Annotated in this window: 13 protein-coding genes; 8 read left to right on the plus strand and 5 right to left on the minus strand. The window is 50.3% G+C overall.

Features of this window, described 5'->3' with window-relative positions; genetic code table 11:
- Positions 1 to 8: 8 nt before the first annotated feature.
- On the minus strand, positions 9 to 1,856 hold the full coding sequence (ilvD, locus tag AC3ZFK_RS07605; protein WP_487507259.1) for a dihydroxy-acid dehydratase: 1,848 nt from the start codon (positions 1,854 to 1,856) through the stop codon (positions 9 to 11).
- A 114-nt stretch (positions 1,857 to 1,970) separates the two neighbouring features.
- Between ilvD and AC3ZFK_RS07610 the strand changes: the two genes are divergently transcribed.
- Positions 1,971 to 2,381: an RDD family protein gene (locus AC3ZFK_RS07610; RefSeq protein ID WP_487507260.1), complete on the plus strand. Its 411-nt coding sequence runs from the start codon at positions 1,971 to 1,973 to the stop codon at positions 2,379 to 2,381.
- A gap of 48 nt (positions 2,382 to 2,429) precedes the next feature.
- Here the strand turns inward: AC3ZFK_RS07610 and AC3ZFK_RS07615 are convergent, their stop codons facing one another.
- From AC3ZFK_RS07615 to gatC, 4 genes are all read right to left on the minus strand, one after another.
- Positions 2,430 to 3,647 (minus strand): DUF1015 domain-containing protein, encoded by a 1,218-nt coding sequence (locus AC3ZFK_RS07615; RefSeq protein ID WP_487507271.1) that lies wholly within the window; start codon positions 3,645 to 3,647, stop codon positions 2,430 to 2,432.
- 215 nt (positions 3,648 to 3,862) lie between these two features.
- Positions 3,863 to 5,296 carry an Asp-tRNA(Asn)/Glu-tRNA(Gln) amidotransferase subunit GatB gene (gene gatB, locus AC3ZFK_RS07620; RefSeq protein WP_487507261.1) on the minus strand — a complete coding sequence of 478 codons (1,434 nt, stop codon included), beginning with the start codon at positions 5,294 to 5,296 and terminating at the stop codon, positions 3,863 to 3,865.
- A complete protein-coding gene (gene gatA, locus AC3ZFK_RS07625; RefSeq protein ID WP_487507262.1) occupies positions 5,296 to 6,750 on the minus strand; it encodes an Asp-tRNA(Asn)/Glu-tRNA(Gln) amidotransferase subunit GatA in 1,455 nt (484 codons plus the stop codon). The genes gatB and gatA overlap by 1 nt, the downstream gene beginning before the upstream one ends.
- A 77-nt stretch (positions 6,751 to 6,827) precedes the next feature.
- Positions 6,828 to 7,115, minus strand: a complete 288-nt coding sequence (gene gatC, locus AC3ZFK_RS07630; protein ID WP_487507263.1) for an Asp-tRNA(Asn)/Glu-tRNA(Gln) amidotransferase subunit GatC — start codon at positions 7,113 to 7,115, stop codon at positions 6,828 to 6,830.
- A gap of 125 nt (positions 7,116 to 7,240) precedes the next feature.
- On the opposite strand from gatC, the gene AC3ZFK_RS07635 reads away from it, so the two are divergent.
- From AC3ZFK_RS07635 to AC3ZFK_RS07665, 7 genes are read left to right on the plus strand one after another with little or no spacing between them, the layout of a single operon-like run.
- On the plus strand, positions 7,241 to 8,281 hold the full coding sequence (locus tag AC3ZFK_RS07635) for a rod shape-determining protein (RefSeq protein ID WP_487507264.1): 1,041 nt from the start codon (positions 7,241 to 7,243) through the stop codon (positions 8,279 to 8,281).
- Between the two features lie 39 nt (positions 8,282 to 8,320).
- On the plus strand, positions 8,321 to 9,208 hold the full coding sequence (gene mreC / locus AC3ZFK_RS07640; protein WP_487507265.1) for a rod shape-determining protein MreC: 888 nt from the start codon (positions 8,321 to 8,323) through the stop codon (positions 9,206 to 9,208).
- A complete protein-coding gene (gene mreD / locus AC3ZFK_RS07645; RefSeq protein WP_487507266.1) occupies positions 9,205 to 9,714 on the plus strand; it encodes a rod shape-determining protein MreD in 510 nt (169 codons plus the stop codon). Before mreC ends, mreD begins: the two co-directional genes overlap by 4 nt.
- Positions 9,711 to 11,555 carry a penicillin-binding protein 2 gene (gene mrdA / locus AC3ZFK_RS07650; protein ID WP_487507267.1) on the plus strand — a complete coding sequence of 615 codons (1,845 nt, stop codon included), beginning with the start codon at positions 9,711 to 9,713 and terminating at the stop codon, positions 11,553 to 11,555. The genes mreD and mrdA overlap by 4 nt, the downstream gene beginning before the upstream one ends.
- Positions 11,552 to 12,691, plus strand: coding sequence for a rod shape-determining protein RodA (rodA, locus tag AC3ZFK_RS07655; RefSeq protein WP_487507268.1), 1,140 nt, complete (start codon positions 11,552 to 11,554; stop codon positions 12,689 to 12,691). Before mrdA ends, rodA begins: the two co-directional genes overlap by 4 nt.
- A complete protein-coding gene (locus AC3ZFK_RS07660) occupies positions 12,688 to 13,935 on the plus strand; it encodes a lytic murein transglycosylase (protein ID WP_487541576.1) in 1,248 nt (415 codons plus the stop codon). Before rodA ends, AC3ZFK_RS07660 begins: the two co-directional genes overlap by 4 nt.
- A complete protein-coding gene (locus AC3ZFK_RS07665; protein ID WP_489433765.1) occupies positions 13,932 to 14,684 on the plus strand; it encodes a septal ring lytic transglycosylase RlpA family protein in 753 nt (250 codons plus the stop codon). Before AC3ZFK_RS07660 ends, AC3ZFK_RS07665 begins: the two co-directional genes overlap by 4 nt.
- Positions 14,685 to 14,773: the final 89 nt, after the last annotated feature.

A 14,773-nucleotide genomic window follows, 5' to 3' on the forward strand; every position in this document is an offset into this window, starting at 1 on the left:
AAGATCTACTACCCTAGCTGATCCACATCCCGCACCGCCCCTCTGGCTGCGCTGGTTGTCATTGCCGCATAGGCACGCAGTGCTGCCGATACCTTGCGGTCCCGATCGATCGGTTTCCAGCTATCAGCCCCCTTCTGCTCCATTACGGAACGGCGCTGCTCTAGTACCTCATCATCAACCACCACCCGTATTGTACGGTTGGGGATACTGATCTCGATTATATCTCCCTCCTCTACCAGACCAATTGCACCACCCTCTGCCGCCTCCGGTGAGGCGTGACCGATTGAGAGACCGGAGGTGCCGCCCGAGAAGCGACCATCGGTAATCAGCGCACACTCTTTCCCCAACCCCTTCGATTTCAGATAGCTGGTTGGGTAGAGCATCTCCTGCATCCCGGGGCCTCCTCGTGGCCCCTCGTAGCGGATGAGTACTACATCACCAGCCTTGATCTGGTCATTCAGAATGGCATCTACTGCACTATCCTGACTTTCGAAGATTCTAGCAGGACCACTAAAATCGAGAATGGACTCATCCACACCCGCGGTCTTCACAATACAGCCATCCTCGGCAATATTGCCGTAGAGAACAGCTAGGCCACCATCCTGACTGAAGGCGTGGGCACCATCACGAATACAGCCGTTGGCACGATCTCGATCTAGCTCGTCATACCTCTTCTCCTGACTGAATGCGGTCTGGGTGGGAACGTTACCAGGGGCGGCACGGTAGAACTCCTCCACTGCCGGATCTCTAGTATGGAGAATATCCCACTGGTTTAGCGCATCCCCAATGGTCTTGCTATGGACTGTCCCCTGCAGCGGATGGACTAGCCCCTGTCGCTCCAGCTCTCCAAGAATAGCCATCACCCCACCGGCACGGTGGACATCCTCCATATGGTAGTCGGGGGTCGATGGTGCCACCTTGCAGAGATGCGGAACCTTGCGTGACATCCGATCCATATCCTCCATAGTAAAATTAACACCCGCCTCCTCCGCTGCTGCCAATAGATGGAGCACTGTATTGGTGGAGCCCCCCATCGCAATATCAAGCGCCATCGCATTCTCAAAAGAGCGGAAGGTGGCGATGGAGCGCGGCAGCACTGATTCATCGTCTCCTTCGTAATAGCGCTTGGCCAGACCAACAATTGTTCTGCCAGCCTCAAGGAACAGCTCTCTACGATCTGCATGAGTCGCCAGCAGTGAACCATTTCCAGGCAGTGAGAGCCCCAACGCCTCAGTGAGGCAGTTCATGGAGTTGGCGGTAAACATCCCTGAACAGGAACCACAGGTAGGGCATGCGGAGCGCTCCATCTCCATTACATCCTTATCGGAGACCTTCTCATCTCCTGCTGCAATCATTGGATCGATCAGGTCGAGGTGAACCTCTTTTCCCTGTATCACTGCTTTGCCAGACTCCATAGGGCCGCCGGAGACAAATATCACCGGAATATTTAGTCGCAGTGATGCATTCAGCATTCCCGGGGTGATCTTGTCACAGTTGGAGATACAGACCAGTGCATCGGCGCAATGAGCATTAACCATATACTCAACCGAGTCAGCAATGATCTCGCGTGACGGCAGGCTGTAGAGCATCCCGCTGTGGCCCATTGCAATACCATCATCCACCGCAATGGTGTTGAACTCCTTGGCTACGCCACCGGCCTTCTCGATCTCTCGGGCCACTAACTGACCCATATCCTTGAGATGGACATGTCCGGGGACAAACTGGGTGAAGGAGTTGGCAATGGCGATAATCGGTTTATCGAAATCCTCATTGGTCATGCCGGTGGCACGCCATAGGGAGCGGGCTCCAGCCATATTTCTGCCGTGAGTTGTGGTTCTGGATCGATATTCGGGCATGGTCAACGTCCTGTCTGTTAAAATGGTTCGAATAGTAGCGACAAAGTATACCTTCAGACCCCGATGAGCACAGCAGAGACAATAATAAAATCTTCCCCTACGAAACTCCCTACAGTGGGATTATCACGCCGCCTCTTTGCAATATTTTATGACAGCCTGTTACTGCTGGCACTACTGCTGATTGCAACAGCTGTTGGGACTATCTTTACCGATGGTGAGGCCACTGACCCAGGTAACCCACTGATGACTACCTGGCTCTTCTTTGTCTCATTCTTCTACTTTGCCTGGCCCTGGCTCAATACTGGACAGACCCTAGGGATGAAGACCTGGCGTATTCGCCTAGAGCGGATTGACGAAAAACCACTCACCCTGTGGCACATATTGTTACGTTTTTTGAGCGCAATCCCATCCATAGGCCTGGGTGGAGTCGGGCTCTGGTGGATGCTGTTCAACAAGGATAAATTGGCGCTCCACGACATCTTCTCGGAGACCAGGATGGTGGATATAAAACAGCTAAAACAGTGACACAATGGAGAAAATCTCCAGCGTGGTCCGGCCTGCCAGGCCCCAATCCTAATCCAGTACGTGTGAAACCAGCCCATCCGCTAGCTTGGGCTCAAACCAGGTGGATTTGGGTGGCATCACCTCATTGGCATCGGCCACATCCATAAGGGCCTCCATGGTGGTTGGGTAGAGGCTGAAGGCAACTGCCATCTCCCCTGAGTCAACCCGCTTCTCCAGCTCTCCCAATCCACGCATTCCCCCCACAAAATCAATTCGATCATCCCTGCGTGGATCACTGATCCCCAGTAGCGGCTCAATCAGATTATTCTGTAGCAGGCTGACATCAAGTGAGGCTACCGGATCATCAGATGGAACCAGTTCAGGGTGGATATCAAGCCGGTACCACTGACCGTTGAGATACATTCCAAACTGGGTGGGTTTCTCTGGACGCACCTCATCAGCACTCATCTCCAGATCAAAAGAGGCGGCAACCATTGCCAGCAACTCATCCACTGAATGGTTGTTGAGATCACGAATCACCCGATTGTAATCAAGAATTTTCATCTCATCATGGGCAAAGGCAACCGTTAGGAAATACTGCGCACTCTCGTTACTGCTCTCCTTGGCGACACGGGAGGCAGAGGCAGAACGGTGGTGTCCATCCGCAATATAGAGTGCCTCGGTGGCATCAAAGATCCGATTCAACTGCTCAATCTTCTCGTCATCATCCAGCACCCAGAGGGTGTGGCCAATCCCATCATCAGCAACCAGGTCATAGATTGGTGCCTCAGATGCTTTCTCATCAATAATGGCCTTGACCGCATCATCTGCCCTATATGTAAGCAGCACCGGGCCGGTCTCTGCGTTGAGTGCCGTGATCTGGCGCACCCGATCATCCTCTTTTACCGGGCGGGTAAACTCATGCTTGCGCACACGGTTAATATCATAGGCCGCCACCGAGGCCCCGAATACCAATCCGGTCTGCACATGGTCTTCCCACCTCAGACGATAGATGTAGTAGCAAGGCTTCTCTTCACGAATCAGCACCCCATCATCAACCAGTCGCTGCAGATTCTCTGCCCCTTTTGCATATACAGCAGGGTCATAGGGGTCCGTCCCCTCCGGCAGATCAATCTCCGGCTTGGATATATGGAGAAAACTGTTGGGACGTCCCTCTGCACGAACTCTGGCCTCGGCAGTATTGAGTACATCGTAAGGTGGTGCCACCACCTCTTCTGCTCGCTCTGGGGCAGGACGAAGGCCTCTGATTGGTGTAACTAACATAATAATAATTCCTTAACTATCTCACTGAAGTTCATGATTCAGTCAGGCACTCTGTGTTCCTGACGTTGGCTGCGCCTGCTTAAGGGGTGCTTTAACAGATCAAGCTTACCCCTGTCTGAGCGTAGCGAGTTTGGGTGAGCGCTGTTAAAACATTCCTTAAGCAGGAACAAAGCAGCCATGGGAAGGAAAACAGAGTACCTGACTGAATCAATGTAATCTTATTTCAACTTCTCTCGCAGTATCTGATTGACCTGACCAGGATTGGCCTGCCCTTTTGAGGCCTTCATCACCTGTCCAACAAAGAATCCAAGCAGCTGTTCTTTGCCCGCCCTGAACTGTTCTGCCTGCGCAGGATTGGCTGCAATCACCTCATCAATCATTGCCTCGATTGCGCCACTGTCGGTAATCTGCTTCAGCCCCCTCTTCTCAATAACTGTATCGGCATCACCCTCGCCACCCCACATTGCCTCAAATACCTGTTTGGCGATCTTGCCGGAGATGGTGTTGTCAGAGATGCGTCTGATCATACCGCCAAGCATATTGGCGGATACTGGAGAATCGGCAAGAGAGATACCGTCCTTGTTGAGGGCAGCTGAGAGCTCACCCATCACCCAGTTGGCCGCCAGCTTGTTTTCACCACCGGCTGCCTCTGCCACCGCCTCAAAATAGGCGGCCGTATCCCTGCTACTGGTGAGCATACCGGCATCATAGGCACTCAGCCCAAGATGGGTGATAAAGCGGTGCTTCTTCTCATTGGGAAGCTCAGGCAGCTCCTTGCGGATTGACTCGATATACTCATCATCCAGTACACATGGCAGGAGGTCCGGATCAGGGAAGTAGCGGTAATCATTTGCCTCCTCCTTGGAACGCATGGAGCGGGTCTCCCCCTTGTCCACATCGTAGAGGCGGGTCTCCTGAACTACCTTGCCTCCATCCTCCAGGATATCCATCTGACGATCAAATTCATAGGCGATCGCCTTCTCCATAAAACGGAAGGAGTTGAGATTCTTGATCTCGGCACGGGTGCCATACTCCTCCTGACCCTTAGGACGCAGCGAGATATTGACATCCATGCGGAAAGATCCCTCCTGCATATTACCATCACAGATCTCCAGGTACTGCACCAGGGAGTGAATCTTCTTGGCGTAGGCAATAGCCTCTGCCGCAGAACGGATATCCGGCTCGGAGACAATCTCCAGCAGTGGAGTGCCTGCGCGGTTGAGATCAATTCCGGTCATTCCATGGTAGTCCTCATGGAGTGACTTTCCTGCATCCTCCTCCAGATGGGCACGGGTCACCCCAACCATCTTGGTGGAACCGTCCTCGAGGTCAATCTCGATCTCACCCACTCCAACAATCGGCAGATCCATCTGACTGATCTGGTACCCCTTGGGAAGATCAGGATAGAAGTAGTTTTTGCGGGCAAAGACTGACTTGTGTGCTACCTCGGCGTCAATCGCCAGCCCAAACTTGGTCGCCATATGGACCGCCTCCCGGTTCAGTACCGGCAACACCCCTGGTAGCCCCAGATCAACGGCACAGGCCTGAGTATTGGGTTCTGCGCCAAACGCGGTAGAGGCTGCAGAGAAGATCTTTGTCTTTGTTGCGAGTTGGGCATGAATCTCCAACCCGATCACCATTTCCCATTCCATTATTCAATCCCCTCTGGCATCTCTCTATGCCAGTCCGTCACCTGCTGATACCGATGTGCGAGATTTAGCAATTTCGATTCGCTGAAGTGGTTACCAATCAACTGCAGACCAACCGGCATGTCATTACTAAATCCTGCCGGGATTGACATCCCCGGCAAACCTGCAAGGTTGACTGCAATCGTATAGATATCCGAGAGGTACATGGTGACTGGATCATCCGACTTCTCACCCTGACGGAAGGCTGTGGTTGGGGTTACCGGACCCATAATTACATCAACCTTCTCAAAGGCGTTATGGAAATCCTCACTGATAAGACGGCGCAGTCGCTGAGCCTTCAGGTAGTAAGCATCATAATAGCCGGCAGATAGCACATAGGCACCAATCATGATTCTACGCTGCACCTCAGAGCCAAAGCCCTCTCCGCGAGAGCGCTTATAGAGATCCTCCAGATCCTTTGGATCCTCACAGCGATATCCGTAACGAACCCCATCATAGCGAGAGAGATTGGATGAGCACTCTGCTGGTGCCAGTACATAATAGGTGGGAACTGCCAGGCCTGAGTTTGGCAACTCGATCTCTACGATCTCTGCCCCCATCTTGCGATACTCCTCGATCGCCTCCTCCACAGCCTTGCCAATCCCACCATCCAGCCCCTCACTGAAATACTCCTTGGGAAGCCCAATTCGAACCCCCTCCAGGGAGTCATTAAGAGGCGCCGTGTAATCCGGTACTTCACGATCCATGCTAGTAGAATCTTTAGGATCAAAACCCGCCATTGCGTTGAGCATCAACGCCGCATCCTCGGCACTCCGGGTCATTGGACCACCCTGGTCAAGGCTGGAGGCGAAGGCGATCATTCCCCATCGTGAAACCCGACCATAGGTTGGTTTCAGTCCGGTAATTCCACACAATGCTGCTGGCTGACGAATAGATCCGCCAGTATCGGTACCGGTAGCCGCAGGTACCAGCCGAGCAGCCACTGCCGCTGCCGATCCACCGGAGGAGCCGCCGGGCACGGTATCCCGATTCCATGGGTTACTGACCGGACCGTAGTAACTATTCTCATTGGATGACCCCATTGCAAACTCATCCATATTGGTCTTGCCCAGCATTACAAACCCTGCCTGCTGCATCTGCTCAACCACAGTTGCATCATAGGGGGCAATAAAGTTATCCAGCATTTTTGATCCACAAGAGGTTCGGATCCCCTCCGTGCAGAAGATATCCTTGTGAGCAATCGGCAATCCGGTCAATGGGCCTGCCTGACCTGCTGCAATCAGACGATCAGCCTCAGCAGCCTGACTCAGGGCCTCATCACGGGTTACTGAAATGAAGCTGTTCAGTTCCGGGCCAACTCTCTCAATCCTCTCCAGATAGTATTCGGCGAGCTCTACGCTGGATGCCTCTTTATCCCGTAATAGCCGGGATAGCTCAGATAATGTTTTGTTTTTCATAGGTTATTCAATATTTATTTAGTGCAATTCCATTTACACAAAAACCCCCATCCGGGAGTATGCTACCGAGTCACTCCCTACTCAATCACCTTCGGTACCAGAAAGAGGCCTGCATCCGTTTGAGGAGCATTTTGTTGCAGATGTTCCCGCTGGTTTTGTTCAGTGACAACATCTTCACGCAGACGCTGATTTGCATCATGAGGGTGCGCCAATGGCTCCACACCCTCGGTATCCACTGCATTCATCTCATCAACTAGCGAGAGAATCCCGGAAAGATCCTCTGCATAACCGGGGACTGCATCCTCTTTGATGGCCAACCGGGCCAAATGGGCAATCTTCTCTACATCTGATTTTTCAAGTGACATTGTTCATCTCAACCGACAAGCTAATAAAACGCACTAAATTAACATATAAGCATCCTTGCCCCAACCCCAAGCGACTGCTAAAGTTGGAGATTGCCATAACAATTATTATCTCAAAGGAAAAAAGGATGTTTGGACGTCTGTTTGGATTTTTCTCCAACGATCTATCGATCGATCTGGGGACAGCAAATACACTGGTCTATGTGCGCAACCAGGGGATCGTACTAAATGAACCATCTGTTGTTGCCATTCGCGAGGAGAGTCGTGGCGACAGATCCATTACCGCAGTCGGCACAGAGGCCAAGCGAATGCTGGGCCGCACCCCAGGAAATATTACCGCCATTCGTCCACTCAAGGATGGGGTAATTGCTGACTTCAATATTACCGAGAAGATGTTGCAGTACTTTATTCATAAAGTACATGAAAACCGCTTCTTCAAGCCAAGTCCTCGTGTACTGGTCTGTGTTCCGTGTGGCGCAACCCAGGTTGAGCGTCGTGCCATCAAGGAGTCGGCAGAGGGTGCCGGCGCACGTGAGGTTCATCTGATTGAGGAGCCAATGGCTGCTGCGATTGGAGCCGGCCTTCCAGTAGAGCAGCCAGGCGGCTCAATGGTAGTTGATGTTGGTGGTGGCACCACCGAGGTAGCAATCATCTCGCTGGCTGGAGTTGTCTACTCTGCATCAACCCGTGTTGGTGGCGACCGACTTGATGAGGCTATCGTAAATTACGTCAAAAGAAATTACGGCAGCCTTATTGGGGAGGCAACCGCAGAACGGATCAAAATCGAGATTGGAAGTGCCTTTCCGGGCGATGAGATTCGTGAAATTGAGGTTCGTGGTCGTAATCTTGCCGAGGGTATTCCGCGCGCATTTACAGTCAACAGCAATGAAATCCTGGAGGCACTACAAGAGCCAATCTCGGAGATTATCCGGGCAGTCAGGGATGCTCTGGAGAAGACTCCACCTGAGCTGGCAGGAGATATTTCTGAAAGAGGGATGATTCTGACTGGTGGAGGAGCACTGTTGCGTGATCTCGATCGCCTGCTTACAGAGGAGACCGGTCTACCGGTTGCTGTTGCGGAGGATCCACTTACCTGTGTTGCTCGTGGAGGGGGACGTGCCCTGGAACTGATGGACAAGATGAACAGTGACTCCTTTCTGAGTGACTAAGGAACACTCTATACATTATCGACAAACTATTTTCTGAACTTGTCTGTCAACGCTGCATACAGATCCGCATCACGTGGGGCAATCTTCAAGAGAGGTGATACTCTTGTCTTGAAGATGGTTGTAGTGACTCTGCTATCAATCGCCCTGATTGCAACAGATCACCATTTAGAGAAGTCACACCAGATCAGGCAGTGGATGGAGACTTCACTCTATCCTCTACATCAACTAATTAATTTTCCTGGCAGTCTGTCAATCTGGATTGCCGATGAGACAACATCCAGTGAATCACTTCAGGAGCAGAACGCAAGCCTGAGAAAAAAAAATCTTCTACTGCAGCACAAACTTCAAAAGTATGAGGCAGTTGAGGCTGAAAACAGTCGCTTGCGGGAACTGCTGGACTCCTCATTTATCCTTGGTGAGATTCAGAGAAATGACCGGGTACGTCTTGCAGAGATCATCTCTGTAGACCTCGATGCATTTAATAAGGAGATCATTCTCAACAAGGGAAGTGATGACAAGGTATATATTGGCCAACCCTTGATGGATGCATCTGGGGTGATGGGGCAAATTATACGGGTTACACCGATATCGAGCACTGCCCTGCTGATATCATCATCACGCCACTCCATCCCTGTCCAGAACCGCAGAAACGGGGTCCGCTCTGTAGCAATTGGTTTAGGCCAATCCAACCGGCTCAAACTCCGTTTTCTTCCAACTGGAAGTGACCTCCGTAGCGGTGACACACTCATTACCTCCGGATTAGGTGGCAAATTCCCATATGGGTATCCGGTTGGAACCATCAAATCAGTTAATCATCCCGAGGGGAAACCATTTGCCGAGGTCCTGTTAACCCCGACAGCATCTCTGGAGAGAAGCCGTGAGGTCTTGTTGATATGGCCATCAAGACAACTTGGAAGTATGGAATGATGGCATACACAAGCAGGCGCAAGACCCAGGCCAATGTAGCATGGAGCATGGCTGCCATTCTTGTTGCAGGGGCAATTATTTTGACCGTGGTTCCTCTCCCAGAATATCTGCGTCCATTCCGTCCTCACTGGATCATCCTGGCCCTGTTTTATCTGGGAGTGTTCAGCCCAATGCAAAGTGGGATAGTAAGAAGCTGGTTGCTTGGAGTTGTAGTTGATGTATTAACCGGCACTCTTATGGGGATGCATGCACTTACATTCTCTCTGACAACCTTCATCACCCTTCGGTTTCACCTGCAACTTCGTGTATTTGTCGTTGCCCAACAGATGATTACCATAACTATTCTGATACTGCTCAATTTAATAGTTGAGATCATGATTCGTGCTGCAACAGGAAATCTGGTTGATACAATATATTTCTGGGGACCTCTCATCTCTACTCCTCTCTTCTGGCCTCCTGTATATATTCTGGCAAGCCGCCTGACCAGGCTACTTAACGAGCGATGATCCCTACACTAAAGGACCACCACTTCGAGGCAAGAATGTTTCGTACCAGGGTGATAGTTTCCATTGGATTTGTGATATTCATGGTTTTGGTATTGATTTTCAGGGTATTCAACCTCCAAATCATTCAGCATGACCACTTCACCACCCTATCAGATGATAACCGTGTCCACACACAACCCATCTCTCCTCCCAGAGGCAATATTTATGATAGAAACGGAGTGTTGCTGGCTAGCAACCGCACCACTTTTCGTCTGGAGATAACTCCCGGCAAAGTCACCAATATGGCGGATACTCTCAAGAGAATATCTCCACTAATCTCCTATAACGAAGAGGATCTGGAGCGCTTCCACCGTGAGCGCAGACGGGCCCATAAATCAGACTCTGTTCCACTACGGTTCTCTCTCAATGAGGATGAAGTGGCACGGTTTGAGGTTAATCGCCACAAGTTTCCTGGAGTTGCCATTCGTGACCACCAGACACGCCACTACCCTCTTCATAATCTAACTGCCCATCTTATCGGTTATATAGGAAGAATTAACGAGGCCGAGCTTCAACAGATTGATCCGCGCCAATATCGTGGAACAGAATATATTGGAAAAACCGGAATTGAACACTACTACGAAGATATTCTCCGTGGCACTCCAGGCATGCGCCAGGTTGAAAGCAATGTGCTGGGACGTTCTCTCCGGATACTTGAGGAGACAAACCCGACCCCTGGCGACAACCTGTTTCTTACTATAGACAGCAAACTTCAATCAATTGCCGATGAGGCAATGGGGGAATATCGTGGTGCAGTAGTCGCCATCCACCCCAAGACAGGAGAGGTTCTTGCAATGTTAAGCAAGCCATCCTTCAACGCCAACCTCTTTGTGAATGGCATTAGTCGTAACGCTTATCAGGAGCTACGTGACTCAAAGGATCGCCCTCTGTTCAACCGCTTTCTGCGGGGGCAGTACCCTCCAGGATCTACTGTCAAGCCACTAATGGCGCTGGCAGGACTGGAGACGAAACAGATACACGCTGATGAGTCTACTTTTTGTAGAGGTTGGTATCAGATAAAAGGGTACCGACACAAATATCGTGACTGGAAAAAACGGGGGCACGGTGATACAGATCTTGACAAGGCCATTGTGGAATCATGTGATGTCTATTTCTACAACCTTGCCTATCGCATGGGTATTGATGCAATCAATCAGTATGTTGGGCAGTTTGGATTTGGCAAACGTACAGGCGTAGATATCACTGGAGAGCAACCTGGTGTTCTACCATCTCGTCAATGGAAAGAGGTAAACCTGGAGCAACCATGGTATCCGGGTGAGACCTTGAGTGTCGGTATTGGACAGGGTTTTTTTACTGCCACCCCGCTACAGCTCTCATCCGCAACAGCAACTCTTGCCAACCAGGGACAACGGATGCAGCCCCGTCTGCTCTACGCAATTCAGGGGGCAGGCGCAAAAACTCCTCAACTACAGCCATATCAATCCCTTAATCAGATACCGATAAAGAGACAAGCCAACTGGGATCAGATCCATGAATCCATGCGTCGTGTAGTCCATAGCCGCCGCGGTACTGCAAAAAAAGTTGGTAGAAAATCAAAATATACAATCGCAGGAAAAACTGGCACAGCCCAGGTATACACCATAAAACAGGGAGACACATATGATGAGGCCAGTCTGCCAGAGCATCTGCGTGATCATGCCCTGTTTGTTGCCTTTGCCCCGCAAGAGGATCCGGAGATTGCCATTGCAGTAATTATTGAGAATGGCGGTCATGGTGGATCTGTCGCCGCCCCCATTGCCAAACAGGTGATGGACCAATATCTTCTGGAGTCTGCCGGATGAGTAGCCATTCTGCACTGGAGTCTCGTGGAGTTGACCATACCCAGAGAAAAACACCATTGGCATTTCGCCTTCATATTGATCTACCACTTTTAACGGCACTGCTTGTGCTCAGCATATTTGGGACAGTTATCCTATACAGTGCCAGCGGGGGTGACCTGGAGATGCTGACCCGTCAGATCACCCGTGTTGCTGTTGCCTTTACCGTTCTCTTTATAGTTGCTCAGACACCGCCACACTGGCTCAAGATAATCACCTTCTGGCTCTTTGTGATTGGCCTGATTATGCTGATTGCTGTTCCTCTGGTAGGCGAAAGCCATAAAGGTGCCCAGCGCTGGCTCAACCTGGGGATATTTCTTGTCCAACCCTCCGAGATGATGAAGTTGATCATACCGATGATGGTTGCTGCCTACTTGTCTGAACAGCACCTTCCTCCAGAACCAAAACGGTTACTGATTGCAACTGCAATTATCATCTTTCCAGTTCTTCTGATTGCAAAACAGCCTGATCTTGGCACTTCTCTGCTTATCGCCAGCGCAGGCTTTTTTGTCCTCTTTATGGCGGGAATATCGTGGAAAATTATTGCCGGGTTGAGTGCATCTGTAGCTGCTCTACTGCCACTATTCTGGATCTACCTGATGAAGGGATATCAAAAGCAGAGGGTCCTTACCTTTCTTGACCCAGAGAGTGATCCCCGTGGCTCTGGATACCATATTATCCAGTCCAAGATTGCCATAGGATCGGGCGGAGGATTTGGCAAGGGATGGTTCAATGGCACTCAGTCTCAACTGGAGTTTCTGCCCGAACGCCACACCGATTTTATATTCGCAGTCTTGGCGGAAGAGTTTGGATTCATGGGTGTGCTGTTCATCTTCTCCATCTATCTCTTTATTATTTTCCGCGGACTGACAATAGCCATGGAAGCACAGGAGACTTATACCCGTCTGTTGGCAGGCGGAATTACCATGATCTTTTTTACCTATTTCTTTGTGAATGTTGGTATGGTCACCGGTCTTCTGCCTGTTGTTGGATTACCACTACCAATGGTCAGTTATGGTGGCACCTCAATGGTTACACTGATGGCAGCCTTCGGTATTCTAATGTCTATTCATACTCATAGACGACTATTGAACAAATGAAAAAAATCACTCTCACAACCATAGCCCTGCTGCTCTATTCACAACTGGCCCTCTCACTGACCTCGCCGGAAGGGCTTGACCATGAACTTCTGCAACGTGATAACGTGCAGAGCTTTATCAACCGAATGGTCAACAACCATGGATTCAGCAGAGATGATCTTACAGAGACGCTGGGGCAGCTAACTCTGCGCGAAAAAAAAACCGGATCTGGAACATCATCTACCAAACGCAAGAAGAAGATGAACAACCCGGCAGAATCCAGGCCATGGGCAGAATACAGGGGCAAACATGTCAAGCCTGGAATCATCAGGAACGGAGTTAAGTTCTGGAACAACAACCGGGGAACTCTGGAGCGTGCAGCAAAAGAGTATGGTGTTCCTCCCCATATTATTGTTGGTATCCTCGGAGTAGAGACCCGCTATGGTGGCTACATGGGGAAGAACCCGGTCATCAATGCACTGGCAACCTTCGCCTTCAACTATCCCAGGCGTGAACGTTTCTTTACCTCTGAGCTGGAGGAGTTTCTACTGATGGCCCGGGAAGAGAAGAGAGATCCATATAGCTATCTTGGTTCATATGCTGGCGCCATGGGAATGTCGCAATTCATGCCCAGCAACTACCGAAAACTGGCTGTTGATTTCAACCAGGATGGTGCCAGAGATATCTGGCACACCCCGGACGATGCTATTGGCAGTATTGCAAACTACCTGAATCACCACGGATGGAAAAGTGGCGAACCAATTGCCACCCCGGCAACTTATACGCAGCCCGCAAAAACAGCAACCAAACATCTGGTCAGATCTGGTGACTCTCTATGGAAAATTGCCAACAATCTACGAACTACCGGCGGAGCATCCACTGATTCAATAATGAAACAGATCACCGACCTGAACCCTGATGCTTTTGTTGAACAGAATCCGGACAGATTGATTAAAGGGGTCACACTAACCCTTCCTGCACCTGCTGATCGCCCCTACAAGAACCTTATCCTGAAAAAATTGCGTCCAAAATATAGTGTTGGCGATATTCTCAATGCCGGTTTTCAGATTGAAGAGGAGTACCCTGCTGATGCCAAGGCGCTACTGCTGGAGCTTAAAGGTGCCAAAGGGAGAGAGTTTTGGGTTGCCCGACACAACTTCTATGTCATCTCACGATACAACCCCAGAACCATGTACACCATGGCTGTCTTCCAGTTGAGTGACGAGATACGCAAGGCCTACAACAGGGCGCAGAATCAACCATGAACAATCCCATATTTTTCACTCTCACACTTGCGGCATCCATCTTGCTGCTAAACGGATGCAGTACAACACCAACAGACAACAAATTACCGCTGGTAACCGATGCAATCCCAAAAGATGAACCACTGTGTAAATATGGAAATATGGCCTCATACAAGGTCAAAGGGATTGAGTACAGACCAATGCGCTCGGCCACAGGCTTTACCGAACGCGGGATCGCCTCATGGTATGGGCCCAACTTTAACGGCAAACCAACATCCTGTATGGAGACATACGATATGTACAAGATGACAGCCGCTCACAAGACACTCCCACTACCGAGCTATGTGGAGGTGACAAATCTTGATAATGACAAAAAGATTGTGGTCAGGGTTAATGACAGAGGCCCATTTCATGAGGGGAGGATAATAGATCTATCCTATGCAGCCGCTCTAAAACTGGATGTTGTAAAAAAAGGTACTGCTCCCGTCTCTATTCGGGTGCTGACACCTGGCGCAAAAACAGCTGCGCCACCAGGAGACAACCGATATCTGCAGCTAGGGGTTTTTGCAGAGAAGAAGAATGCCGATGCTCTTAGAGCAAAACTTGCAGAGCGGATAACAGTTCCTGTAGAAATCAAGGGTATTGTGAGCAATGGCAGATCTCTTTATCAGGTAATGATCAACCCCCAGTCTGGCAGATACTCAATAACAACCATTCGTAATCAACTGGAAAAAATTGGTATTAACGGGATTGTCAAAAAACAACAATGAATCACAAACAGGAAAATGCAATTTCTGAAAACAGGCCTCGGTCAGCAATTTCGATGGATCTTGGCATCTCTTTTTCAAGCGGTATAACC

The organism is Candidatus Thiopontia autotrophica, from assembly GCF_982804495.1.

What these genes read in the sequence shown, in the direction of transcription:
- mreD (WP_487507266.1), top strand. Translation starts at nt 9,205, where the DNA reads ATGATGGCATACACAAGCAGGCGCAAGACCCAGGCCAATGTAGCATGG.
- AC3ZFK_RS07635 (WP_487507264.1), top strand. Translation starts at nt 7,241, where the DNA reads ATGTTTGGACGTCTGTTTGGATTTTTCTCCAACGATCTATCGATCGAT.
- gatB (WP_487507261.1), bottom strand. Translation starts at nt 5,296, where the DNA reads ATGGAATGGGAAATGGTGATCGGGTTGGAGATTCATGCCCAACTCGCA.
- ilvD (WP_487507259.1), bottom strand. Translation starts at nt 1,856, where the DNA reads ATGCCCGAATATCGATCCAGAACCACAACTCACGGCAGAAATATGGCT.
- AC3ZFK_RS07660 (WP_487541576.1), top strand. Translation starts at nt 12,688, where the DNA reads ATGAAAAAAATCACTCTCACAACCATAGCCCTGCTGCTCTATTCACAA.
- rodA (WP_487507268.1), top strand. Translation starts at nt 11,552, where the DNA reads ATGAGTAGCCATTCTGCACTGGAGTCTCGTGGAGTTGACCATACCCAG.
- AC3ZFK_RS07665 (WP_489433765.1), top strand. Translation starts at nt 13,932, where the DNA reads ATGAACAATCCCATATTTTTCACTCTCACACTTGCGGCATCCATCTTG.
- mrdA (WP_487507267.1), top strand. Translation starts at nt 9,711, where the DNA reads ATGATCCCTACACTAAAGGACCACCACTTCGAGGCAAGAATGTTTCGT.
- gatC (WP_487507263.1), bottom strand. Translation starts at nt 7,115, where the DNA reads ATGTCACTTGAAAAATCAGATGTAGAGAAGATTGCCCATTTGGCCCGG.
- gatA (WP_487507262.1), bottom strand. Translation starts at nt 6,750, where the DNA reads ATGAAAAACAAAACATTATCTGAGCTATCCCGGCTATTACGGGATAAA.